The sequence below is a fragment of the Chryseobacterium sp. X308 genome, from assembly GCF_020733145.1.
GTDB classification, from domain to species: Bacteria; Bacteroidota; Bacteroidia; order Flavobacteriales; family Weeksellaceae; genus Chryseobacterium; species Chryseobacterium cupriresistens.
Genome location: NZ_JAJFZH010000021.1, coordinates 23,247 through 47,206 on the forward strand (window position 1 = coordinate 23,247; position 23,960 = coordinate 47,206).

The 23,960-nt window shown below is 36.9% G+C and carries 23 protein-coding genes; 20 read left to right on the forward strand and 3 right to left on the reverse strand.

Going from position 1 to position 23,960, the window contains the following annotated elements:
* Positions 1-39: 39 nt before the first annotated feature.
* From LIV57_RS18690 to LIV57_RS18705, 4 genes are all read left to right on the forward strand, one after another.
* Complete coding sequence (locus LIV57_RS18690; RefSeq protein ID WP_227943825.1) at positions 40-1,725, forward strand: tetratricopeptide repeat-containing sensor histidine kinase; 1,686 nt, start codon at positions 40-42, stop codon at positions 1,723-1,725.
* Positions 1,726-1,737: 12 nt separating this feature from the next.
* The gene (locus tag LIV57_RS18695; protein ID WP_110011280.1) at positions 1,738-2,403 is read left to right on the forward strand and encodes a response regulator; all 666 of its coding nucleotides are present in this window, start codon (positions 1,738-1,740) and stop codon (positions 2,401-2,403) included.
* Positions 2,404-2,609: 206 nt separating this feature from the next.
* A complete protein-coding gene (locus LIV57_RS18700; protein WP_227943826.1) occupies positions 2,610-2,990 on the forward strand; it encodes a DUF6232 family protein in 381 nt (126 codons plus the stop codon).
* A 20-nt stretch (positions 2,991-3,010) separates the two neighbouring features.
* Entirely contained in the window at positions 3,011-3,310 is a 300-nt protein-coding gene (locus tag LIV57_RS18705) for a hypothetical protein (RefSeq protein ID WP_227943827.1), read from the forward strand.
* Positions 3,311-3,457: 147 nt separating this feature from the next.
* Here the strand turns inward: LIV57_RS18705 and LIV57_RS18710 are convergent, their stop codons facing one another.
* From LIV57_RS18710 to LIV57_RS18720, 3 genes are all read right to left on the reverse strand, one after another.
* Complete coding sequence (locus tag LIV57_RS18710) at positions 3,458-3,907, reverse strand: GNAT family N-acetyltransferase (RefSeq protein ID WP_227943828.1); 450 nt, start codon at positions 3,905-3,907, stop codon at positions 3,458-3,460.
* Complete coding sequence (yihA, locus tag LIV57_RS18715; protein WP_202842310.1) at positions 3,900-4,523, reverse strand: ribosome biogenesis GTP-binding protein YihA/YsxC; 624 nt, start codon at positions 4,521-4,523, stop codon at positions 3,900-3,902. The genes LIV57_RS18710 and yihA overlap by 8 nt, the downstream gene beginning before the upstream one ends.
* Before the next feature lie 61 nt (positions 4,524-4,584).
* On the reverse strand, positions 4,585-5,346 hold the full coding sequence (locus tag LIV57_RS18720; protein ID WP_047426276.1) for an alpha/beta fold hydrolase: 762 nt from the start codon (positions 5,344-5,346) through the stop codon (positions 4,585-4,587).
* A 272-nt stretch (positions 5,347-5,618) separates the two neighbouring features.
* On the opposite strand from LIV57_RS18720, the gene mraZ reads away from it, so the two are divergent.
* From mraZ to LIV57_RS18800, 16 genes are all read left to right on the forward strand, one after another.
* Positions 5,619-6,077, forward strand: coding sequence for a division/cell wall cluster transcriptional repressor MraZ (mraZ, locus tag LIV57_RS18725; RefSeq protein ID WP_227943829.1), 459 nt, complete (start codon positions 5,619-5,621; stop codon positions 6,075-6,077).
* Positions 6,078-6,127: 50 nt separating this feature from the next.
* Positions 6,128-7,021, forward strand: a complete 894-nt coding sequence (gene rsmH, locus LIV57_RS18730; RefSeq protein ID WP_227943830.1) for a 16S rRNA (cytosine(1402)-N(4))-methyltransferase RsmH — start codon at positions 6,128-6,130, stop codon at positions 7,019-7,021.
* A 91-nt stretch (positions 7,022-7,112) separates the two neighbouring features.
* Complete coding sequence (locus LIV57_RS18735) at positions 7,113-7,478, forward strand: FtsL-like putative cell division protein (protein WP_002981890.1); 366 nt, start codon at positions 7,113-7,115, stop codon at positions 7,476-7,478.
* The gene (locus LIV57_RS18740; protein WP_227943831.1) at positions 7,462-9,453 is read left to right on the forward strand and encodes a penicillin-binding transpeptidase domain-containing protein; all 1,992 of its coding nucleotides are present in this window, start codon (positions 7,462-7,464) and stop codon (positions 9,451-9,453) included. Before LIV57_RS18735 ends, LIV57_RS18740 begins: the two co-directional genes overlap by 17 nt.
* Positions 9,454-9,510: 57 nt before the next feature.
* Positions 9,511-10,971, forward strand: a complete 1,461-nt coding sequence (locus tag LIV57_RS18745; RefSeq protein ID WP_227943833.1) for a UDP-N-acetylmuramoyl-L-alanyl-D-glutamate--2,6-diaminopimelate ligase — start codon at positions 9,511-9,513, stop codon at positions 10,969-10,971.
* A gap of 41 nt (positions 10,972-11,012) precedes the next feature.
* Complete coding sequence (locus LIV57_RS18750) at positions 11,013-11,390, forward strand: four helix bundle protein (RefSeq protein WP_227943834.1); 378 nt, start codon at positions 11,013-11,015, stop codon at positions 11,388-11,390.
* Between the two features lie 43 nt (positions 11,391-11,433).
* Positions 11,434-12,675, forward strand: coding sequence for a phospho-N-acetylmuramoyl-pentapeptide-transferase (mraY, locus tag LIV57_RS18755; RefSeq protein ID WP_114819545.1), 1,242 nt, complete (start codon positions 11,434-11,436; stop codon positions 12,673-12,675).
* Between the two features lie 62 nt (positions 12,676-12,737).
* Positions 12,738-14,075: a UDP-N-acetylmuramoyl-L-alanine--D-glutamate ligase gene (gene murD / locus LIV57_RS18760; protein WP_227943835.1), complete on the forward strand. Its 1,338-nt coding sequence runs from the start codon at positions 12,738-12,740 to the stop codon at positions 14,073-14,075.
* Between the two features lie 22 nt (positions 14,076-14,097).
* Positions 14,098-15,336 (forward strand): FtsW/RodA/SpoVE family cell cycle protein, encoded by a 1,239-nt coding sequence (locus tag LIV57_RS18765; protein WP_202842300.1) that lies wholly within the window; start codon positions 14,098-14,100, stop codon positions 15,334-15,336.
* A gap of 1 nt (position 15,337) precedes the next feature.
* Positions 15,338-16,432, forward strand: coding sequence for an undecaprenyldiphospho-muramoylpentapeptide beta-N-acetylglucosaminyltransferase (murG, locus tag LIV57_RS18770; protein WP_227943836.1), 1,095 nt, complete (start codon positions 15,338-15,340; stop codon positions 16,430-16,432).
* A gap of 149 nt (positions 16,433-16,581) precedes the next feature.
* The gene (gene murC / locus LIV57_RS18775) at positions 16,582-17,940 is read left to right on the forward strand and encodes a UDP-N-acetylmuramate--L-alanine ligase (protein WP_227943837.1); all 1,359 of its coding nucleotides are present in this window, start codon (positions 16,582-16,584) and stop codon (positions 17,938-17,940) included.
* Between the two features lie 63 nt (positions 17,941-18,003).
* Positions 18,004-18,972, forward strand: coding sequence for a cell division protein FtsQ/DivIB (locus tag LIV57_RS18780; protein ID WP_227943838.1), 969 nt, complete (start codon positions 18,004-18,006; stop codon positions 18,970-18,972).
* A gap of 77 nt (positions 18,973-19,049) precedes the next feature.
* Positions 19,050-20,435, forward strand: a complete 1,386-nt coding sequence (gene ftsA / locus LIV57_RS18785) for a cell division protein FtsA (protein WP_110011294.1) — start codon at positions 19,050-19,052, stop codon at positions 20,433-20,435.
* Between the two features lie 125 nt (positions 20,436-20,560).
* On the forward strand, positions 20,561-22,474 hold the full coding sequence (gene ftsZ, locus LIV57_RS18790; protein ID WP_227943839.1) for a cell division protein FtsZ: 1,914 nt from the start codon (positions 20,561-20,563) through the stop codon (positions 22,472-22,474).
* A gap of 91 nt (positions 22,475-22,565) precedes the next feature.
* Entirely contained in the window at positions 22,566-23,012 is a 447-nt protein-coding gene (locus tag LIV57_RS18795) for a GatB/YqeY domain-containing protein (protein WP_227943841.1), read from the forward strand.
* Positions 23,013-23,466: 454 nt separating this feature from the next.
* Complete coding sequence (locus LIV57_RS18800) at positions 23,467-23,877, forward strand: BrxA/BrxB family bacilliredoxin (RefSeq protein WP_047099553.1); 411 nt, start codon at positions 23,467-23,469, stop codon at positions 23,875-23,877.
* Positions 23,878-23,960: the final 83 nt, after the last annotated feature.

Sequence of the window (23,960 nt, forward strand, 5' to 3'; positions counted from 1 at the left end):
TCCTTTTTTTAATATCTTTAGTTGTTATCAATTACTATCATGTATCCCGGTTTTAAATTTGTAGGAATTTTTCTTTTATTCATTAGCTGCAATTTTTCTGAAAACAGAAATCCTCCGGTAAAAGCCCCTTCCACTGAAGCGGACAAAATGTATAATGAAGCGGCAGCTTTATATAATAATGATAATGAAAAGGCATTTACCCTTCTATCTAAAGCAGAAAGCATTTATAAACTAAAAAATGATTCAGCTGATATTGCATCGTGCTTAATTACCAAGGCTATTATCCTCAATGATATCGGAGATTACCTTAGCAGTAATGAAAGAGCTATCGATGCATTGTCCTTTTTAAAACTGCCCAGAGACTCTGCCTATCTTCCTTCCATTTATAATAACCTTGCAATATCTGAAAAAAATCTCAAGCATTATTCTGAGGCTCTCAACTGGTATCATAAAGCTTTACAGCTGAGTTCGGATAATTCTCAGAAAATCACTATTAAAAATAATATTGCAGACACCTACGGAAAGCTGAAAAATTATCCGAAGGCAATTCATATCTATCAAACTCTTCTTAAGGAAAAAAACCTGCAAAAAAATGAGATTGATTATGCCCGGATTTTAGATAATTACAGTTATATAAGCTGGCTTGAAAACAAAAACTACAATGCAGAACCCAATCTGTTAAAAGCTTTTGCTCTCAGACAAAAAATCAACGATAAAGCGGGTATGATATCCAGTCATTCTCATCTTGCTGAGTATTACTTACACTCGGATAAATCAAAAGCCTTGTATCATAACCATCAAAAATATCTTTTAGCAAAAGTAATCAAAAACCCAGGGGACAGAATAGAAGCCATCGAATTTCTGGTAAAAAGTGATACAAAAAGCAACTTACAAGACTATTTTGCAGAATATCAGTATCTGAATGACAGCATCCAGCTATCTAAAGATAAAGCAAAAAACAGATTTGCATTAATAGAATTTGATGTAGAAAAGAAGAATGCAGAAAACCAAAAGTTAAAAATTATTACTGTTCAAAAACAAAACAGGATTCTGAAGCAGAATGTGATTTTAGGAATTCTGTCTTTAACTCTGATTGGCGGCTGGATTGTTTACAAGAGAAGAAAAAAAGGACTGCAGCGGGAAAACGAATTAAGAATAAAAGAAAATCAACTTCATCTTTCCAAAAAAGTACATGATGTGGTGGCCAATGGGATTTACCAGGTGATGACGAAGATCGAAAATCAGGAAGATTTTGACAAAGAAAGAGTACTTGATGAGCTGGAATTTGTCTACGAAAAGTCCAGGGATATTTCTTATGAGAAGACCGCTTCTGAAAATAAGCCGGAATTCAGTAAAAGAATATCTACCCTTATTGCATCGTTTAATAATGAAAATGTAAAAACTTATCTTGCCGGAAACGACGAAACTATATGGAAGACCTTGAATGATTTTACCCGGGAAGAAATTTATCAGGTGATGCGGGAACTTCTTATCAACATGAAAAAACACAGTCATGCCACCCTTGTTGCCTTTAAATTTGAAAGAAAAAATAACATTATACAAATTCAGTATACAGACAATGGCATCGGTATTCCGGGAGGAATTATCTACAAAAATGGTTTAACAAATACGGATTCCCGTATTGAAACTATTCATGGAGAAATTATTTTTGACACTGAAACCGAAAAGGGATTGAAAATTTATATTTCATTTCCTGCTTCTTAAAAAAGAAAAAGAATGTTCAAAAAAATTTTAATAGCTGAAGATCACGAAAGTAGCAGTATTTCTGTACAGAAAACATTAGAAGACCTCCATATTTCCAACACAGATTATGTTTATTATTGTGATGATGCATTAGCTAAAATTCAAAAATCCATTCGTGAAGATGATCTTTATGATTTGTTAATTACAGACCTTTCTTTTGAAGAAGACCATAATATACAGAATCTTAAAGATGGAAAAGAACTGATAAAAACCGTTAGAGAGCTTCATCCTTCGCTGAAAGTTATTGTATTTTCAGCTGAGCACAGATCCGGGATTATAGATAGCCTGTTTAATGAATACAAAATCAATGGTTTTGTCCGTAAGGCCAGAAATGATTCAAAAGAACTGAAAAAAGCCATCGCTTCTACCTACGTGAATGAAAATTATCTTTCCCTGGATCTTAAACAGGAAGTAAAGAAGCTCAACAATTATGAGTTTTCCAACTATGACATTACTTTGGTGTCTCTCTTATCGCAGGGAGTTTTACAGAAAAATATACCTGTTTATCTTCAAAACAACGATATTAAGCCCAACAGCTTAAGCAGCGTAGAGAAAAAACTCAACAGTATGAAAGAAGATCTTCAGATAACAAGTAATGAACAGCTTGTTGCTTTTTGTAAAGATCTGGGAATAATTTAAACTTTATCAGAGTCATTTTCGTATACAAACCTTTCATTTTTTGGAAGGTTTTTGCTTTACGGTTTTCCGTAAGGATTGGTTTTTAGAGGATTGTACTTTTGGGATGTTAATCAATAAATAATTTTATGAGTTCACAGATAGCTTTTCGAAAGTCTCAGAATTAGGATTTTGATCTAAACCTTTACAATAATTAAAAATACTAAATAATGGAAGCGATCACCCAAAATGAAACAATATTTTATCATGACAGCTCTATAAAAGTTACGCAGTCAAGATATATAACACATTCAAAAACATATGCTATGAGGAATATCTCTTCTGTTTATATTTTTGAAATTATTAAAAGTAAAAACAAGGCCCTTCTACTGATCATTGTAGGTTTTATACTCCTTTTCTCAAAAGAGATTTTTTGGATGGGAATAATAATTTTAATTCTAGGTTTTTGGTGGTTTTTTACTATTAAAAATCAATATGCAGTACGAATAAGCACAAATGCTGGAGAAGTTAATAGTATTGTATCAAAAGACAGAGATTACATTCAAAAAATTGTAAACGCATTAAATGAAGCAATTATTCATCGAGGATAAGTAAAAATTAAATAAATACCATGAAAAAACTATTTTTTACAGGCCTCTTTGGTTTAGCAATATTATTTCCCGACAGCCTTTCAGCTTATAGCGCCAATGTGATTTTTATCAAAGAACTTTCTGGCAAAAAACCCAGAAAAAGTAAGATGAATAAAAAAAACAAGTCGAAAAGACAAGTTTATGCAAGATCATACACTTCCAGTAAAGGATGTTCGTATAATGGTCAACAATTATATGTAGGATCCAGAGGAGGATGTTATTATTATTCAGGAAGCAGCAAACAATATGTGGACAGATCATATTGTACCAACTGCAATTAATATTAAAAAATTAAGTTAATTACGGTTTTCCGTAAGGTTCTTTTTCACAATAGACTTAATTTTGATGTAAGAAATGATGAAAAAAACTAATAACACCCAATATAATTTTATACAGTTCGAAAAAGGTATCTCGTCTGAGATACCTTTTTACTTTCTTATCATTTCCGTATGCGGAATATCATCTTCCAGATATTTTTTCCCTGTATCTACAAATCCGAACCCGCTGTAAAATCTTAAAAGATAATCCTGTGCGGATATTTTGATTTCAGAAGTGTGAAAACGGTTTTCTATAGTTTCTACGGCATATTGTATCAACTGTTTACCCAGACTTTTACCTCTCGCCAGCTCTGTGGTCAGAACCCTTCCGATAGAAGTTTCATTATACTTTATCCCTTTATCAAAAATCCGGCAGTAGGCCAGTACCTGTCCTTCTTCTTCAGCCCAGATATGAACGGCTTTCTGGTCATAATTATCCAGATCAGGATAAGGACAATTTTGCTCGATAACGAAAACATCAATACGAGCTTTCAGTACTGCATATAATTCCGGAACAGTAAACTCATCAAATGTTTTGATTTTCCAGATCATATTACTCATCGAAACTTATATTATTATTAGTTAAAAACTCATTGGTCTTTTGGATAAAATCAAGAATTTTATCTCCTCCTTCTTTCTTTTCTGCTGAGGTGATATACAATTCGGGAAGATCTTCCCATGTTTTATGAAGTTCAGCTTTATAGTCTTCAACATTTTTGATAACGGCATTTGGTTTCAGTTTATCTGCCTTTGTGAAGACAATCGAAAACGGTATTCCGCTTTCACCACACCACTGGATAAATTCCAGATCAATTTTCTGCGGAGTATGCCTTACATCTACCAATACAAAAAGGTTGACCAGATTTCTTCTGTTCAGAATATAATTGGTGATCAGCTTTTCAAAATCCTTTCGCTGAACTTTTGAAACTTTTGCATAACCATATCCCGGTAAATCGGTAAGATACCAGTTTTCGTTCACTAAAAAATGATTGATCAGCTGGGTTTTCCCGGGAGTCTGCGATGTCTTGGCCAGATCTTTATGATTCATCATGGCATTGATCAGTGATGACTTTCCTACGTTCGACCTTCCGATAAAAGCATATTCGGGAATATTGGGTTCAGGGCATTCCTGCCATTTTCCACTGCTCTTTACAAACTCTGCTGTTTTGATAATCATTTTTGAATGTATTTTAGAAAAATAAACCATTAAGAAAAGCTCTTAATGGTCATTATATGTTTTAAACTTTATCTTTTATCCAGTTGTACAGGATTTCATTGAATTCATCCGGCTTTTCCATCATGGCAGCATGGCCGCATTTGTCAATCCAGAATAAATCGGAATTCGGAATAAACTTGTGCATATCTTCTGCCACTTCCGGTGGAGTAACATTATCCTGTTTACCCCAGATCAGACAGGTAGGTGTCACAATCTTCGGAAGATCATTCAGCATGTTGTGTTTGATGGCACTTCTTGCCAGCATTACCGTCTTTATTCCCTTCATTCTGTCATTAACGACAGCAAAAACTTCATCTACAAGATCTTCTGTGGCTACCTTTGGATCATAGAAAACTTCCTCCGTCTTCTTCCTGATATAAGAACGGTCATTTTTTCTTGGAAAGCTGTCTCCGAAAGTCCTTTCATAAAGACCGGAGCTTCCAGTAAGAACAAGATTCTTAACCAGATCAGGTCTCGCCAAAGTCAATATAAGTCCTACATGCCCACCCATTGAGTTTCCTACAATAGTTACGGGACCGGAAATATGACTTTCTATAAACTTGATAATATATTTTGCAATCGTGGTAAGATTCGTATTGAGTACCGGCAGATCATAGATCGGCAGCTGAGGAACATATACTTTAAAGCCTCTATCCGAAAAAAAATCTACCATTTTATCGAAATTACTCAAACCACCCATTAACCCGTGCAACAGCACTAATGGATGTCCTTCTCCCGCTTCTACATAGGAATATTTCTTTTCTTTTTTTGTACTAAATATCATAAAACGCCTTAATAAAGCCCTGCAAAAATACAAATTAAACCTCAAAAAAATTTTGATAATCCTAATTTAAGATAAAAATAATATAATATTCTCCTTTTTAACTTTTTTTTTCAGAACCTCTTTATTATGGATTAAATAACACTTTCAACAAGTCTCTTCATATCAGTATTTTACATTATTGAAATTCAATCTTTAATAAAACTTATTAACATTGAGTCAAAAAGTGGGAAAAAGTGGGAAATTTTGGAAATTATTATATAAATTTGTCCCAAATGAAAAATTTCATTGGAACATATGAGTGTAAAATTGACGACAAAGGCCGCTTAAAAGTTCCTTCATCTTTAATCAAACAGATGGAAAACTTCGACGATAAGGCGTTTGTAGTCAAAAGATCTGTGTTCCAACCTTGTCTGGAAGTTTATCCTATGAATGCATGGGACAAACTGATGGGTAAAATTAATAAACTGAACAGATTCATAAAAAAGAATGCTGATTTCATACGAATGTTTACGGCAGGAGTAAAAACAGTAGAGTTGGATAATGCAGGACGATTACAGATTTCTAAAGACCTTACGGTTTTCGCAAATCTTCAGAAAGATATTGTGATCACCAGTGCAGGAGAACTATTTGAGATTTGGGATAAAGAAGCTTATGAAAAGGTAATTGCCACCAACGAAGCTGATTTTGCAAGCCTTGCTGAAGATGTGATGGGCACTTTCGATGAAGAATAATAGCAGTAGGTTATTAATTGATTAGTAGTAAATAAAAAACACAATTAAGCATGTATCATAACCCCGTTTTGTTGAAGCAGAGTGTTGATGATTTGGTGACGAATCCTGACGGAATATATGTGGACTGCACCTTTGGAGGCGGAGGCCACTCAAGAGAAATCCTGAGCAGACTTTCCGATAAAGGGAGATTGTTCAGCTTTGATCAGGATCTGGATGCACTTAAAAATACAATTGATGACCCAAGGTTTACATTAGTTAATCAGAATTTCAGATTTCTGGAAAACTCTTTGCTGATGTATGGCATTTCACAGGTGGATGGTGTTTTGGCAGACTTAGGTGTGTCTTCCCATCAGTTTGATGAAGCAGACAGAGGATTCTCAACAAGAAGCAATGCTCCTTTGGATATGAGAATGAATGTGATGCAGAATCTTGATGCCAAAAGAGTGATTAATGAATATGGGGAAGAAGAACTTGCAGACATTTTTTACCACTACGGCGAATTGAGAGAAGCTAGGAAGCTGGCGAGAGAGATTGTTCACCACAGGAAAACAAAAAGCATAGAGACCACAGAGGATCTGAAAAAGCTTTTCAACTACATTCCGCCTCACAAAGTGAATAAATTCTATGCCCAACTCTTCCAGGCAGTAAGAATTGAAGTCAACCAGGAGCTTGAAGTATTGAAAGAAATGCTGGTTCAAGCCTTCAATGTGTTGAAACCGGAAGGAAGATTAGTCGTTATTTCTTACCACTCTCTGGAAGACCGTTTGGTAAAAAGATTCCTGAAAAACGGAATGTTTGAAGGAGAACCGGAAAGAGATATCTACGGAAATTATAAAAAAGCATTTGAGCTGATCAAGAGTAAAGCAATCATTCCTGATGAAAAGGAAATTGAAGAAAACTCAAGAGCAAGAAGTGCCAAGATGAGAACAGGAATTAAAGTATAAATGTGAATGAGTGAATCGTGAATCATTTAGCAAAATAAAATTGACTATTGACACGAAGTAAATTCACTGCGAAGCAAATTGACGTAATAAATTGGCAAAAAGAACAACAAATCGCCCTCAGAAAAGACTCACTTTTATAGACATTATAAAAGGAAACTTTCTGAATCGTGATGAGATCAAAATACATTACAAGTATTTTCTCCTCTTGTTTGTTCTGATGATGGCCATGATTTATACCAACCATCTCGTCAATAAAAAAATAAAAATTGTAAACGCCTTAAAGGAAGAAACGGAAGAATACAAATCACGAAACGCTTACGCCCAAAGTAAGCTGATCAAGGTAAAAATGGAATCAGAGCTGGGAAAAGAGGTTGCACGGGATTCATTGATGACCCTGGAAAACCACCCTCACAAATTGCTAATAAAACTGGATAGTACAGATGCAAAAGCAAAATGAATACGACAATAAACGTAAGAAAACGTTACGATGGGGCTACCTCTTTGCAGTGGTAGCTTTGTGCGTGTTTGTCATGTTCTTGGCGAGGATTGTGATCCTCCAGAATACCAATGTCCAGGAAATAAAAGATGATTACATTAATAAAAACTATCGTGAAGCCACTTTAAAAGCTGCCCGCGGTAACCTTTTTGCTTCTGACGGCTCTATCCTTGCCACCACGGTAATGAGATATGACATCTATCTTGACTTCAAAACAATGAAAGATACGGTGTACTCCAACAACATCGGAGCGCTTACTGATTCTCTGAGCAAAATGTTCGGAAAACCAAGAAGTGAATTCAGAAAGAAGTTTGACGAGCAGAAGAAAAAGAAAAACCAGTATTACACTTTGGTGAAAGGACTTGATTTTGATCAATATGACAGAATCCGAAAGTTCCCGATCTTCAAAAAAGGTAAAAATAAAGGAGGATTTATCGTTGACAGAAACTATAAAAGAGAGTTAGCAACATCAGAAATCGGAGCCGGAACCATCGGTATGGACAACGGAGAGCTGAAGTCAGGACTGGAAGGTGCTTTCTCAAAATATTTAACCGGGACAGACGGCAAAAGACTCGAACAAAGAATCAATTCTTCCCAGTGGAAACCTATCGACTTCTGGAAGGTTCAGGAACCGGTAGACGGTGAGGATGTTTATACGACTTTAGATCTTAGAATTCAGGATATTGCACACTCTGCTCTTGAGAAACAACTGATTAATTTCGAAGCCAAACATGGCACCGTAATTGTCATGGAAGTTGAAACCGGAAAAGTACGTGCTCTTGTTAATTTAAGAAGAACAGAATCAGGAGATTATGAAGACTCTTACAACTATGCCCTGAAAGATAATATCGAACCTGGATCTACTTTTAAAACCATTTCGCTTTTAGCAGCAATGGATGACGGATTCATTGATGAAAATACAACAGTAAATGTAGGAAACGGAGTTTGGGTCTATGCAAAACAAAGAATCTCTGACGGCCACGGTGGAGGAACATACGATATCAGTGATGTGTTGGCGAAGTCCAGTAATGTGGGTACAGCTAAACTGATCACAAAGTATTATGCTGAAAAGCCACAGATTTTCCTTGATCACCTGAAACGCTGGAAATTATTCGATAAAATGGATATCGAGCTTCCGGGAATCACAAAACCGAAGATCGTAACACCGCAAAATAAAAGATGGAATGCTGCAACACTGGCTTCTATTTCTTACGGATACTCTTCCAACATCAACCTCTTGCAATTGACAACCTTCTACAACGGAGTTGCCAACGGAGGAAAAATGCTTAAGCCTTTATTCATTGATAAAATCATGAAAGACGGAAAAGTGATGTACAGCGCAAAACCTGAAGTAATGGTAAACAAAATGGCTTCTGAAAAAGCTATTAAAATGATGACCAGTGCATTAACCAAAGCAGTAGAAAAAGGAACTGGACGTAGCATCTTTACTCCCAACCTGAAAATGGCAGGAAAAACAGGTACCGCAAGATTTGAATACTGGCTGCCTGGCCCAATGAAATATCGTGCATCGTTTGCAGGATTTTATCCGGCTGATGCTCCAAAATATACTTGCTATGTCATGATCAGTGAACCCAATACCGCAAAAGGATTTTATGGAGGTTCCGTTTCAGCGCCGGTGTTTAAGGAAATTGCAGGAAAAACATTCCTGAAAACGCCTCAGAATATTGAAAAAGAAATGCTTGTAGACAAAAAGGTAAACCTTAGCAAAATGGTGGAGCCTAATGTCAAAGTAGCGGTCAATGATAAACAGATGCCTAATGTGGTAGGATTAATCGGGAAAAATGTAATCCCGCAGTTGGAAAACTTAGGCTACCGTGTCGATTATAAAGGAGTCGGAAGAATCAAAGAACAATTCCCTCTGGAAGGCACCACGATAAGTAAAAACCAGAGAATTTATTTATCTCTGCAAAATTAAAAACGAGGTTCGGAAGAACCATTTAAACCGGAATAGGGCAAAGCCTTATTGATAAAGATGATTATAACAGAATTAGTAAACAGAATCCCAGTAATGGAAATCCACGGCGATAGCAACCGTGAGGTAACTGAATTGGTGATCGACAGCAGAAAGGTTACAGAAAACTCTCTTTATATTGCCATGAGAGGAACAGTGGTGGATGGACATTCATTCATTGCATCTGCTATTGAAAAAGGAGCTTCCGCAATTGTTTGCGAAGAACTCCCTGAAACATTGGTGGAAAATGTAACCTATGTTCAGGTAAAAGATTCTTCTAAAGCCCTTGGTCATCTTGCTTCAAACTTCTATGGAAATCCTTCTCAGAAATTAAAACTGATAGGAGTTACAGGAACTAACGGAAAAACATCCGTTTCGACCCTTCTTTTTGATGTTTTTAAAAACCTGGGTTATCCTGCTGCGTTACTTTCTACTGTTGAAATCAGAATTGGTGAAGAAGTTATTCCGGCAACCCACACCACTCCTGATGTGATTACCATCAACAGGATCCTAGCTGAGGCCGTAGAAAAAGGATGTGAATTTGCTTTCATGGAAGTAAGCTCACATGGAATTGCCCAAAACAGAATTGAAGGATTACACTTCAAAATAGCAGGCTTCACCAACCTTACTCATGATCATTTAGATTATCATAAAACGTTCGAAGAATATTTAAAAACAAAGAAAAGATTCTTTGATCAATTAGAAGATACCGCCATTGCCATCACCAATGTGGATGACAAAAACGGGAATGTCATGCTTCAGAACACCAAGGCTAAAAAGAAGTCTTACGCTTTGAAAACCATGGCAGATTATCACGGAAAATTATTGGAAGTGGATTTCAACGGAATGCTGTTGAACTTCAACGGAAAAGAATTCTGGACGACACTGACCGGGAAATTCAATGTATATAATTTACTGCTTGTCTTCGGAATTGCTGCTGAACTAGGATTTGAGCAGGATGAAATTCTTCAGGCTATCAGCCAATTAAAAAGAGTTTCCGGAAGATTTGAAACCTTCAAATCCGATGGTGGAATTTTCTTTATCGTAGATTATGCACACACTCCGGATGCTTTGGAAAACATTCTGGACAGCATCAACGATATCAGAACCAAAAACGAAAGATTAATCACCGTATTCGGCTGCGGAGGAGACAGAGATCACTCCAAAAGACCTGAAATGGGAAATATTGCCACTAAAAAATCAACCCTGGCAATCATCACTTCAGACAATCCGAGAACAGAAGATCCTGCACAGATCATCAAAGAAATTGAAGCAGGCGTTGAACCACAGAACTTCAGCAAATACACTTCAATTCCGGACAGAAAAGAAGCCATAAAAATGGCCATCAAGTTTGCAGAACCTAAAGATATCGTTTTAGTTGCCGGAAAAGGCCACGAAAACTATCAGGAGATCAATGGTGTGAAACATCATTTTGACGACAAAGAAGTAATTAATGAGCTTTGGAAATTAATGTCCAAATAGATTGAAAGATTGAATTCATTTAAAGATTTAAAAATTTGATAATGACAAAGAATTTTGAAAATTTTCCTGTATACATCAAAAGCTTAGATCTTATTGAAAAAGTCTATATTTTTCTTCAAAGTCAAAGTTTTGAAAAAGAATATGAATTTATTAACCAGATAAAAAGAGCGAGTTTTTCTATAAGTAATAATATTGCAGAAGGCTCAGAATATAATAATAACAGACAATTTATTAGATATTTAAAAATTGCGAAAGGCAGCTGTGCTGAAGTCAAAAGCATGCTGATTGTAAGTAAAAGATTAAAATTAGGTGACGAAAATAAAGCGGAAGAAATTATTGTCCTTTCAAGAGAAGTTTCTTCAAACATATCAAAGTTCATTAAGTATTTAAGTGAAAATATTGAGAAACCCAATCTTTAAATCTTTAAATAAATTAAATTTTTAAATAATAAAAAACAGAAACATGCTATACTATCTATACGAATATCTAACCAACCATGGAATTCACGTTCCGGGATTAGGAATGTTAAAATACATTTCCTTCCGTGCCGGAATGGCTGTACTATTCTCATTGATTATTGCTCTTGTCTACGGAAAAAGAGTAATCAATTACCTGAGAACAAAACAAATGGGAGAATTGGTGCGTGATCTGGGATTGGATGGGCAGAAACAAAAAGAAGGAACTCCTACCATGGGAGGGCTTATTATTATTTTGGCAACCATCATTCCGGTATTGCTGTTTACGAGAATTACCAATGTGTACATTGTGCTGTTGTTGGTTTCTATGTTCTGGATGGGTGCTATTGGTTTCCTTGATGATTACTTAAAGAAAATTAAAAAAAATAAAGACGGTTTAAGTGGTAAATTCAAAATTGTTGGTCAGGTCGGATTAGGGCTAATTGTCGGAATTACAATGTATTTCCACCCGGACATTACCGTTAAAAGAAAATATGCAGATGCTAAAGTAGTGAACAGGAACAATGTAGAGCAAAACTTTATGCCTACAGAAAAAATTACCGTTTCCACTGTTCCTTTTGCCAAAAATAATGAATTCGATTATAGTGGAATTTTATTCTGGATGAATGATAAAGATGCCCATGAGTGGGCATGGATTGTCTTTATTCCCATTGTAATCTTCATTGTAACAGCCGTTTCCAATGGAGCCAACATCACCGACGGAATTGATGGTCTTGCAGCAGGAACAAGTGCTATTATACTGCTCACGCTGGCTCTTTTCGCTTACCTTTCCGGGAACATCATCTTTGCAGACTATCTCAATATCATGTTCCTTCCCAACATGGGGGAAACCACCATTTTTGCAGTCGCAATGGTAGGTGCTGTAATTGGATTCTTCTGGTACAACACTTATCCTGCGCAGGTTTTCATGGGAGATACCGGAAGCTTAATGCTGGGAGGCGTAATTGCTGTTTTAGCCATTATTTTAAGAAAAGAATTGCTGATTCCTGTATTATGCGGAATCTTCTTAATTGAAAACCTCTCTGTAATGCTTCAGGTAGTTGTTTTCAAATACAGAAAAAGAAAATATGGGCTGGAATATGCTCAAAACAACAGACTATTCAAAATGTCACCATTACACCATCATTATCAGAAAGAAGGTTTCCACGAGAGTAAAATCGTGAACCGAATGATTATCATCGGAGTAATATTGGCCATTGTATGTCTGATCACATTAAAAATGAGATAAAAAATAAAAGCTGTAAGCAATAAGCCTAAAGCTTAAAGCCTATAGCATAAAGCTTTTATAATATGAAAATAGTTGTTTTAGGAGGAGGAGAAAGCGGATGCGGAGCTGCTTATCTGGCTAAAAAGAAAGGTCTGGAAGTATTTCTTTCAGATAAAGGAGCCATTAAGGATAACTATAAGCAGTTTCTTACCGAAAATGAAATTGAATTTGAAGAAGGAAACCACGATGAAGAAAGGATTTTAAATGCTGACTGGATCGTAAAAAGCCCGGGAATTCCGAAAAAGGCTGATATCATCAATAAAATTCATGAAAAAGGAATCAGACTTTCCTCTGAAATTGAATTTGCTTCTGAATTTACAGATGCCAAAATCATTGCCATTACCGGAAGCAACGGAAAAACAACCACAACTTCCCTGATCTACTATATCCTGAAAAATGACGGATTGAATGTAGGTTTAGGAGGAAATATCGGATACAGCTTTGCCAAGCAGGTGGCAGATGAAAACCATGAATATTATGTACTGGAGGTAAGCTCTTTCCAGCTGGATGATATTCAGAATTTCAGACCTTATATTTCTTTATTGTTGAATCTGTCTCAGGATCACCTGGATCAGTACAACTACAATTATGAAGAATATGCATTGGCCAAATTCCGAATCACAGAAAATCAGGAGAATGATAACTTCTTCATCTACAACAAGGATGATGAAATGAGTAAAAATCTTCTGGAAAAGCTTGAAATAAAGGCGAAAATGATTCCTTTCTCAACCAAAGAGAAATTAACGGAAGGAGGTTTTGTGAGTGATGATGAAATTGTGGTAAAAATGAAAGACGAATTCGCAATGAAAGTTGATGAATTGTCTCTGCTGGGAAATCATAATGTAGCCAACAGTCTCGCAGCGTCTATTGCCGGTAAGATATTAAAAATCAACAATGAAAGCATCAGACATTCATTGATGACTTTCCAGGCCGTAGAACACAGATTGGAGTTCGTTACTGAAATTGATAACGTAAAATACATTAACGACAGTAAAGCAACCAATGTTAACGCTACTTATTACGCCTTAGAAAGTATGAAAACACCAACTGTATGGATTGTTGGTGGATTAGATAAAGGAAATGACTATACCGAAATTGAAGATTTAGTCAAAAGAAAAGTAAAGGCAATTGTTTGTCTTGGAGTGGATAACAAGAAGATCATTGATTTCTTTAAAGATAAAAAAGAGCTTATTTATGATACTTCAAGCATGGAAGAAGCCGTGAGAATTTCAAAATCACTGGCTAAAAAAGGCGATACCGTTTTATTATCTCCATGCTGCGCAAGCTTTGACTTGTTCAAAAGCTATGAAGACAGAGGACGCCAGTTTAAAGAACAGGTATTAAATGCCAATGGCCATTAGCCATTAGCCAATAGCATTAAATATGGACGAACAGAACACAGAAAACAGATTTGAATTTCTAAAGGGCGATAAAGTACTTTGGATGGTCATCCTTGTGATCTCCATTTTCTCTATTTTCCCGGTATACTCTGCAAGTTCAAATCTCGAATACATTGTCAATAACGGGACCACAACAGGCCACGTTATCAAACATATGTTCTTTGTAGTTCTGGGACTAGCCATTATGAGACTGGTAGGAACTATAAAATATGAATACATAGGAAAGCTCAGCAGTATCCTGCTCGGCCTGATGATTATTCTGTTGATTGTCACTATGTTCACCGGACAAACCATTGATGGAGCAAGTGCTTCCAGATGGCTGAAAATTCCGGGAACACCAATCTCTTTTCAGCCTTCATCATTTGCCTTTTTAATGCTGATCATCTATCTGTGCAGGTATCTGACCAAAAAGATCACCAGGGAAAGGCTTCCGATAGAGAATATCATGTATATTTTTGGGCCTATCCTGCTTGTTTTTGTATTGGTAGCCAAAGATAACGGTTCAACAGCATTGATGATTTTAATGGTTTCCGTGGTGGTTCTTATCATAGGACAGCTTCACTGGAAATACATTGCAGGATTTATCTCCGCATCATTTGTAGCCATTGTGTTCTTTTTATTGATTGCTTTAAATACCAATATGATAGGTGGAAACCGTGTTCACACATGGATGAGCCGTATCGAAACCTTTACATCAAGCAAAGCCAAAACAGCAGATGTAGATGATGAAAGCGTAAAAGCAAAAAATTATCAGGTAATGCAGGCCAAAGCAGCCATTGTACACGGCGGAATTACCGGAATGGGGCCAGGAAAAAGTGCATTGAAACAAATGCTTCCTCAATCTGCCTCCGACTTTATTTTTGCGGTTATCGTAGAAGAATACGGGGTGATAGGAGCCGCCTTCCTGATCAGTTTATATCTGATCATGATGATAAGGATTGTCATGATCGCCAGTAAAATGCCGGCATTCTTCGGATCGTTGCTAGTGCTCAGTCTTGGGGTAATGATCTTTATCCAGCTTTCGGTCAACATAGCCGTTGCTGTCAACCTTATCCCGGTGACAGGACAGCCTCTGCCTTTGATCAGTTATGGAGGAACATCCATGCTGGTGACCTATTTACAGTTAGGTATTATTTTAAATATAAGCTCAAGAATTCAGATTTATGACGAAGAAGGAATGGGCAAAAAACAAAGTATAGCAGAAATAAACGATATCGCTTAAAATGGACAAAAAATTAAGAATATTATTATCCGGCGGAGGAACAGGAGGACATATCTTCCCTGCCATTGCCATTGCAGATGAGATCAGAAAAAGATTTCCTGATGCAGAATTTTTGTTCATTGGTGCCAACGGGAAAATGGAAATGGAAAAAGTTCCTCAGGCAGGCTACAAAATAGAAGGAATTGATATCGCAGGAATTGACAGGGGGAATCTGCTTTCCAATCTGGGACTTCCTTTCAAGATTCTGAAAAGTTTATCAAAATCTAAAAAGATTATCAAAAACTTCGCTCCTGATTTTGCAGTAGGAACAGGAGGATTTGCCAGTGGACCCGCGCTTTATGAAGCGAGTAAAATGGGAATTCCGATTTTTATTCAGGAACAAAATGCCCACGCAGGAGTTACCAATAAAATCTTAAGCAAGAAAGCGAAAGCCGTTTTCACAGCTTATCCTAAAGTTGAAGGTTTTCCAACGGAGAAAATAAAGTTTCTGGGAAATCCGATTCGTGAGAACATCGTTTCAGGAATGCAGGATACCGCTCAGGCAAAAGAAAAAATGGGACTGGATAAAGACAAACTTACGATTCTTTCTGTAGGAGGTTCTTTAGGATCCAGAACATTGAATAATGCCTGGAAAGAAAATATTGAGAATCTGAAAGAAAAAGGGTATCAATTAATTTGGCAAACAGGAAAGTTGGATTACAGAGAATTGTCTTCCAGCCTCCAGCTTCCATCTTCTGTTCATTTGAAAGAATTCATCAAAGACATGGAACTGGCCTACTCTGCTGCTGATATCATTGTTTCCAGAGCCGGAGCTATTGCCATTTCAGAGTTGGCTGTAGCACAAAAGCCGGTGCTTTTGGTTCCTTTCCCGTTTGCAGCGGAAGATCATCAAACCAAAAATGCGATGAACCTGGTTGAAAAAAACGCAGCCAGAATGGTGAAAGACTCTGAAATGCAGGCAAAATTCTGGAATACATTGTCAGAAATCTGCGAAAATGAAAATGTAAGAAAAGAAATGTCGGACAATCTGAAATATTTTGCCAAGCCAAATGCCGCAAAAGAGATTGTAGACGAGATTTTAAACGTAATAAAATAATTAGGAAAGGCTTCGACAAGCTCAGCCTGACACCGTTAAAATTTAATTCATTAACGAGTCACTAGCGTAAGTTGATGAAAGCCTTATAATACAAAATATAGTAATAAAACTCTGAACTGATTAAAGAGTTATTAAAGATTAAAATATAAATGAACATTTTACAAACATATCAGACTTTTTACTTCGTCGGAATCGGAGGTATAGGAATGAGTGCATTAGCACGTTATTTCAATGCGTCCGGAAAAAAAGTATTGGGTTACGACAAAACCAATACAAAGCTTACTCAGAATCTGATGAATGAAGGCATTGATATTGTTTTTGAAGACCTTATTGATGAAAGGATCATATCCCTTCAGAAAGAAGACACGTTGGTAATTTATACTCCGGCGATCAAAACGCTTGGAATATTGGATTATTTCAATCAAAATCAGTTTGAAGTTTTAAAACGTGCTAAAGTTTTAGGCTTAATTACTGAAAATACAGACTGTATTGCCATTGCAGGAACTCATGGGAAAACCACCACGTCTACCCTTGTGGCCCACTTGTGTAAAGAAGCAGACCTTCCTTTCTCATGTTTTCTGGGAGGAATTTCTGAAAACTTTAAATCCAACTTCCTGTACAACGGTTCCACCTATTCCGTAGTAGAAGCAGATGAATACGACAGAAGCTTCCTGAACCTGTCTCCGGACTGGGCAGTGGTGACCTCTACAGATGCGGACCATCTTGATATTTACGGAGATAAGAACCATATCGAAGAAGGTTTCAGACAGTTTGCTGCTTTAGTTCCTCAGGACAAACAACTTTTTGTAAGAAAAGGGTTGGAGATTGGCAGAGGACATCAGACTTATGCAGTCAATGAGCCCGCGGATTATTATTCAGACAACCTGCGTATGGAACATGATAAAATTTATTTTGACTTCCATACCCCCACTGAAACAGTGAAAGATTTTGTCTGGGAAATACCGGGAATCCATAATGTGGAAAATGCCACTGCAGCACTGGCTATTCTGCATAATTTAGGCGCAGATTTTGATACGCTGAAAAAGGCCATTGCCAATTTTAAGGGAATTAAAAGAAGATATACCAAACATATTTATCAAAACGGTAAAATTTATATTGACGATTATGCTCACCATCCTACAGAAATCAATGCTGTAATGAGCTCAATCAGAACATTTTATCCGGATAAAAAACTTCTGGTAACCTTCCAGCCTCACCTTTTCAGCAGAACAAGAGATTTCGCAGACGGATTTGCGGAAAGTTTAAGCAAAGCGGATGAACTCATTCTTCTTGATATTTACCCTGCAAGAGAGCTGCAGGAAAATTTTGAGGGAATTACTTCAAACTGGCTGCTGGAGAAAGTAACATTAGATAAAAAAGAGGTATCGGCTTTATCCGATGCTTTTGAAAAAATAAAAGAAAAAGATTTTGACATCCTCCTTACTGTAGGTGCAGGAAATATAGACACCCTGTATGACCCTATTTGTGATTGGATCGAGAAAATTTGAATATAAACGCAATGCTCGCGAAGAAAAATATAAAATCGTTCGCAAAGGCGTTAAAATAAAAATATGAAAAATAAATACAGAATATTAAAAATTGTTGTCACTGTAATTATCCTGGGATTGTTACTGAGCTTCTCATTGAGGAGATTCAGCCGTGAGCAGATTACGGACAATAAGATTTCTGTAAAAATGAGTGAGAAAACACCTGTGTATTTCGTGGATGAAAAGGACATCAGGGAGATTGTAAAAAAAGAAAACCCATCAGGGAAAGTAGGCGACCTTAATATTCCTGCTTTAGAAAAAAAGATCAATTCCTTACCGGCAGTAGACAGTGCCAATGTTTATCTGAACCTGAACGGAAAACTGAACCTGGATATCAAACAGAGGGTTCCGGTCTTCAGATTGAATAAAGATGGAAAAGACTTTTATGTGGACGAAAAAGGAATTGAATTCCCAATTTCAAGAACCTATTCACACCCATGTATGCTGGTAACCGGAAACGTACATCCGGATGAATATGAAAAACTGGCAGAACTGGTAGAAAAGATTGACAAAGATGATTTCAGTAAAAAATATTTTATCGGAATCTCTAAAAGTAAAGACAGTTACAGTCTTTTGACCAGCGAAGGAAACTACAGAGTTGAAATCGGAGACCTTGATAATATTGATTTTAAAGTAAGAGGATTTAAAACGTTTGTGGAAAAATACCTTGTGTATCAGGACCCTCAGAAATACAGCATGGTTTCTGTAAAATATCAGAATCAGATTGTCACTACTTTAAACCCTTATTTTAAAGAAAATGACAGTATTTTAAAGGCAGGAAAGATGGAACTGGCAAAAGTTCCTTCCCCAACAGCCGCTAAAAAGACGGAAGCAAACCCCAAAATAGCAGCGGTAAAAAAAAGCAGCTCCACCTCGGTAAAACCGAAAGAGATTACCAAACCGAAAGGACAAGCAAAAGAAACCAAAAAAGCGGAGAAAAAGCCACCCGTCAAGGCGCAGTCCAAGCCTAAGGCAAAAGTAAAAATAGAATAAGTCCCTCAGGGCATTTAATACACAAATAGGAAACTATCCTTATAGATAAAAAGTAGAAAAAATCAAATCGATATAAAATGGAAAATCAAGAGTATTCAGTAGGTCTGGACATCGGGACAACGAAGATAGTCGCGATTGTCGGAAGAAGGAATGCACACGGGAAGATAGAAGTTCTCGGTGTAGGAAAAGCTAAGAGTCTTGGTGTTCATAAAGGTATTGTGAATAACATTTCACAAACCATTAATTCAATCAAGGCTGCAGTCTCCGAAGCACAATCCAGCGCCGGAGTTCCTATCCGCAAAGTTACGGTAGGTATTGCAGGAAAACACATCCGTTCTCTGCAGCACTCCGATTATATTATGCGTGAACATCCTGACAAATTTATTACAGACGACGACATCGAAGCATTAAAAGATCAGGTAAAAAAACTGGTTATGCTTCCCGGAGAAGAAATTATCCACGTACTTCCTCAAGAATATAAAGTGGATTCCGAGGGGGAAATTCAGGAACCTGTCGGAATGCACGGAAAACGTTTAGAGGCCAACTTCCACGTTGTAGTTGGGCAAATGGGCAGCATCAGAAATATTGCAAGATGTGTTCGTGAAGCCGGATTAGAAATGGAAGCCCTTACTTTAGAGCCATTGGCATCTTCAGAAGCTGTCCTTACAAAAGAAGAAAAAGAAGCCGGTGTAGCCATTGTTGACATTGGTGGTGGTACAACAGATATTGCGATCTTTAAAGATAATATCATCCGTCATACCTGTGTGATTCCATACGGAGGCGGAATTATTACCGAAGATATCAAAGAAGGCTGTTCCATCATAGAGAAACATGCAGAACAACTGAAAGTAAAGTTTGGTTCGGCTGTTCCCGAATTAGAAAAAGACAGTACTTTTGTAACTATTCCCGGGCTTCACGGAAGACCGGACAAAGAAATTTCTTTAAAAACTCTGGCTCAGATCATCAATGCGAGAGTAGAAGAAGTTTTGGAAATGGTGAATACAGAGCTAAAAGCTTACGGTGCTTTCGAACAAAAGAAAAAACTGATTGCCGGAATTGTTCTTACGGGTGGTGGTTCAAATCTGAAACATCTTCGTCAGCTGGCCAATTATACGACAGGTTTTGACAGCAGAATCGGTTTTGCGAATGAATATATCGCCAATGATAAAAATCAATACCTGAAAGGCCCTGAATTTGCTACCTCTATCGGATTACTGATGGAGAGTTTAAAGATCAGAGATAAAAAGCAGAATATTGACGAAGTTGTAGAAGTTGTTACAGAGCAGCCAAAACCGGAAGTTACTGCAGCACAGACAGAAACAGCTCAACCTGTTCAGCAGGCAGCCCCGGTTCAGGAGCAGCAGTCTTTCGAAAATGAAAAGCAAGAGAACAGAAAAGCGAAACTGACCTTCGGGCAGTCGCTGATGGAAAAAGTAAAAAAATTCTTTGAAGAAGTAGAGTAAATAAATATAAATGATAAAAGATTAATGATCAATGATACCTGAAATAGATTAATATTTATTAAATTAAAGACGAATATCATTCATCAATTATCATCTATCACTTATCAATTATTAAAAGTATAGTTATGGAAAATATAGGTACACAAGGATTTTCATTTGATTTACCAAAAGGAAATTCATCCATTATAAAAGTAATCGGTGTAGGGGGCGGTGGAAATAACGCTCTGAAGCACATGTACGAGAAAGGAATCCACGGAGTAGATTTCGTGATTTGCAATACGGATGCTCAGACTTTAGATAATAACCCGGTAGCCAATAAAGTTCAGTTGGGAACTTCTATCACAGAGGGTCTTGGAGCTGGTGCCGATCCTGAAGTTGGTGAGAAATCAGCCATCGAAAGTATTGAAGATATCAAAGCTGCTATGGGTCAAAACACCAAAATGGTGTTCATCACTGCCGGAATGGGTGGTGGTACAGGTACCGGAGCCGCTCCTGTCATTGCTAAAGTAGCGAAAGACATGGGAATTCTTACCGTAGGTATTGTTACCGTTCCTTTCAGCTTTGAAGGGAAAAGAAGACTGGAACAGGCAGAAAACGGTCTTGATAAATTAAGAAACAATGTTGACTCACTTATTGTCATCAACAATGATAAACTAAGACAGCAATTCGGAAACCTTGGATTCAAGCAGGGATTCTCAAAAGCCGATGAAGTGTTAACCAATGCTGCCAAAGGTATGGCAGAGGTTATTACCGGTTACTTTGATGTAAACATTGACTTTAGAGATGCTAAGTCTGTACTTCAGAATTCAGGTACTGCATTGATGTCTACAGGAACAGCTTCAGGTGAAAATAAAGCTGAAGAAGCGGTAAGAAAAGCACTTGATTCCCCATTATTGAATGATAATAAGATTACAGGTGCTAAAAACGTATTGTTATTGATCAGAAGTGGTGCTGAAGAAGTGACTATGGATGAGATCGGTATTATCATGGACCACATTCAGAAAGAAGCTGGAAACACAGCGGATATCATTTTCGGGGTAGGTGCAGATGAAGAATTAGGAGATGCGGTAAGCGTTCTTGTGATCGCCACAGGATTCTCTAATGACAATAAAAAGTTTGCAGGACCTACAGAGAAAATCAGAATCAGTCTTAACGACAGTTTTGAGGCTCCTAAAAATTCTCCTTTCAAAACAAGAGAAGAAAGAGAATCAGCTCCTGAGGCAACGCATGATTTTGGCGGGAAAAACCTTTTCAGACTTGATGACGAAGAACACGACACTCCTTTCAATGTGACGTCTACTGAAAAAAAAATGATTATTGAAGAAGAACAGCCAAGAACTGAAATAAAATTCTTTGATAAAGAGGAAGATACGGTAAATACTCCTGAACAGAACTGGAGAAATGAGGAGGAAGGAGAAGAAGAATACAGCTTATTCTCTATTGATGAAGAGAATGAAGATCCTAATGATCTTGAGATCCAGTCTTTCTCATTTGATTTTGAAAATAAAAAAGAAGAACCACAATCGGGAACTCCTTTTAACAACTCGTTTTCAAATGAAAAGCCTGTTGAATTCAGTTTCTTTGTAAATGAGCCTATCAGAAATGAACCAAATACGGATTTCGGACAGCCAAAGGCAGAGTTTAATACACCTACAAATGCCGCTGTAGCAGAACCAGCTCAAAAGATTGAAACTTTCTACCAGAAACAGGAAGAGCCAAAAGTTGAAACAAGGCCAGCTTTTGAAAACAAAACAGAAATTGAAACTCCAAAAACTGAAGAATCAGAATTCACTTTCGTGAATAAAACGATTGATCAGGATAGAGTTATTGAAAGAAGAAATAAATTAAAAGAATTCAACTCGCGCTACCAGAATTTTGACAGCACAAGTGAATTCGAATCTATTCCGGCTTTTAAAAGAAAAAACATCTCAATTGACGGAAACAATGCTTCAGACCAGAACATCAATACTTACCTGTCTGATAACAACGGATCCATGCAGATCAGAGAAAACAGATTTTTAAATAAAGATGTAGACTAAATTGCTATTGGCAGCTGGCTACTAGCAAATGGCTTTCGAGACCATTATAAAAGCTATCAGCCAACTGCCAGAAGCCAAAAGCAAACAAACCATGAGTTTAGAAAATACCATAAACGAAGCTATAAAAACAGCAATGAGAGCTAAAGACAAAGTGGCTTTGGATTCTCTTCGTGCTGTGAAATCTCAGATATTACTGCTTAAAACAGAGGCTATCGGTGCCGAAGTAACAGCAGAACAGGAAATTGCTATTCTTCAGAGAATGGTAAAACAACGTAAGGATTCTTACGACCAATTTACTGCACAGGGAAGAAATGATCTTGCAGAAGTAGAAGATGCTCAGATGAAAGTTATCGAGCAGTTTCTGCCCAAACAGCTTTCTGCTGAAGAATTGGAAACAGAAATGAAAAATATTATTTCTGAAACCGGAGCTGAATCCGTTAAAGATTTAGGGAAGGTAATGGGAGTTGCATCAAAAGCATTAGCCGGAAAATCAGACGGAAAAAGTATTTCCGAGATGGCTAAAAAGCTCCTTTCTTAATGTGATCGGTTTTGGGATTTTGAGTTGATCTCAATCCTGCAAAACTATGTCTCATTCCATAACTTAGGATATACAACCTTTGCATATCGATTTGATTAGAAGCCCGGAACTGTTCAGTTCCGGGCTTCACTTTCTTTGGATATTAAAGTTTGTTGATCAGTTTTTAATTCTAAACTGAAAAAGAATTAAACTACTACCATATTTCAGAGAGTATTTAAGTGGTTGATTGCTTGAGGGAAAGCTTTAAATGTTTTTTTCACGGTCGTTTGTTTTTCAGAATCATTTCAAATTTAATAATAATATTTCAATATTCCTATAGTTAATTCATGTTTTTTAGAATATTATTGCAATATTAATAGTTAGTTAATTTTATATGACTAATCAATTGATAGTTTTTATATATTGAACAAACGCAAAGAATTGCTTAACTTTGTAGGGATAAAAAACAAAATATATGTATCCAACAGATTTAGTAATGCCTATGAAGGCAGAGCTTACAGATAAAGGTTTTCAGGATTTAACAACTCCGGCTCAGGTAGAGGAAGCTTTGAAGCAGTCCGGAACCACATTATTGGTTATCAACTCTGTATGTGGTTGCGCGGCAGGTGCTGCAAGACCAGGAGTAGTATACTCTTTGACAGGAGATAAAAAACCAGATCATTTAACGACTGTATTTGCAGGATTTGATACTGAAGCGGTAGTAGAAGCAAGAAAACACCTTGCTCCATTCCCTCCAAGTTCTCCATGTGTAGCACTTTTCAAGGATGGTGAATTGGTTCACATGCTGGAAAGACATCACATTGAAGGAAACCCTGCAGGAGCTATCGCAGCAAATCTTCAGGCAGCATACGACGAATATTGCTAACAAGCAATCAACTAAATACCAAACCGTTACAAATTTTGTAACGGTTTTTTTATTTAATACCGTAAAAAATTTTCTGAAAATTC

Bases quoted from the DNA above. Each gene is read 5' to 3' on its own strand.
- LIV57_RS18690 (WP_227943825.1), top strand. From the start codon at position 40: ATGTATCCCGGTTTTAAATTTGTAGGAATTTTTCTTTTATTCATTAGC.
- LIV57_RS18695 (WP_110011280.1), top strand. From the start codon at position 1,738: ATGTTCAAAAAAATTTTAATAGCTGAAGATCACGAAAGTAGCAGTATT.
- LIV57_RS18700 (WP_227943826.1), top strand. From the start codon at position 2,610: ATGGAAGCGATCACCCAAAATGAAACAATATTTTATCATGACAGCTCT.
- LIV57_RS18705 (WP_227943827.1), top strand. From the start codon at position 3,011: ATGAAAAAACTATTTTTTACAGGCCTCTTTGGTTTAGCAATATTATTT.
- LIV57_RS18710 (WP_227943828.1), bottom strand. From the start codon at position 3,907: ATGAGTAATATGATCTGGAAAATCAAAACATTTGATGAGTTTACTGTT.
- yihA (WP_202842310.1), bottom strand. From the start codon at position 4,523: ATGATTATCAAAACAGCAGAGTTTGTAAAGAGCAGTGGAAAATGGCAG.
- LIV57_RS18720 (WP_047426276.1), bottom strand. From the start codon at position 5,346: ATGATATTTAGTACAAAAAAAGAAAAGAAATATTCCTATGTAGAAGCG.
- mraZ (WP_227943829.1), top strand. From the start codon at position 5,619: ATGAAAAATTTCATTGGAACATATGAGTGTAAAATTGACGACAAAGGC.
- rsmH (WP_227943830.1), top strand. From the start codon at position 6,128: ATGTATCATAACCCCGTTTTGTTGAAGCAGAGTGTTGATGATTTGGTG.
- LIV57_RS18740 (WP_227943831.1), top strand. From the start codon at position 7,462: ATGCAAAAGCAAAATGAATACGACAATAAACGTAAGAAAACGTTACGA.
- LIV57_RS18745 (WP_227943833.1), top strand. From the start codon at position 9,511: ATGATTATAACAGAATTAGTAAACAGAATCCCAGTAATGGAAATCCAC.
- LIV57_RS18750 (WP_227943834.1), top strand. From the start codon at position 11,013: ATGACAAAGAATTTTGAAAATTTTCCTGTATACATCAAAAGCTTAGAT.
- mraY (WP_114819545.1), top strand. From the start codon at position 11,434: ATGCTATACTATCTATACGAATATCTAACCAACCATGGAATTCACGTT.
- murD (WP_227943835.1), top strand. From the start codon at position 12,738: ATGAAAATAGTTGTTTTAGGAGGAGGAGAAAGCGGATGCGGAGCTGCT.
- LIV57_RS18765 (WP_202842300.1), top strand. From the start codon at position 14,098: ATGGACGAACAGAACACAGAAAACAGATTTGAATTTCTAAAGGGCGAT.
- murG (WP_227943836.1), top strand. From the start codon at position 15,338: ATGGACAAAAAATTAAGAATATTATTATCCGGCGGAGGAACAGGAGGA.
- murC (WP_227943837.1), top strand. From the start codon at position 16,582: ATGAACATTTTACAAACATATCAGACTTTTTACTTCGTCGGAATCGGA.
- LIV57_RS18780 (WP_227943838.1), top strand. From the start codon at position 18,004: ATGAAAAATAAATACAGAATATTAAAAATTGTTGTCACTGTAATTATC.
- ftsA (WP_110011294.1), top strand. From the start codon at position 19,050: ATGGAAAATCAAGAGTATTCAGTAGGTCTGGACATCGGGACAACGAAG.
- ftsZ (WP_227943839.1), top strand. From the start codon at position 20,561: ATGGAAAATATAGGTACACAAGGATTTTCATTTGATTTACCAAAAGGA.
- LIV57_RS18795 (WP_227943841.1), top strand. From the start codon at position 22,566: ATGAGTTTAGAAAATACCATAAACGAAGCTATAAAAACAGCAATGAGA.
- LIV57_RS18800 (WP_047099553.1), top strand. From the start codon at position 23,467: ATGTATCCAACAGATTTAGTAATGCCTATGAAGGCAGAGCTTACAGAT.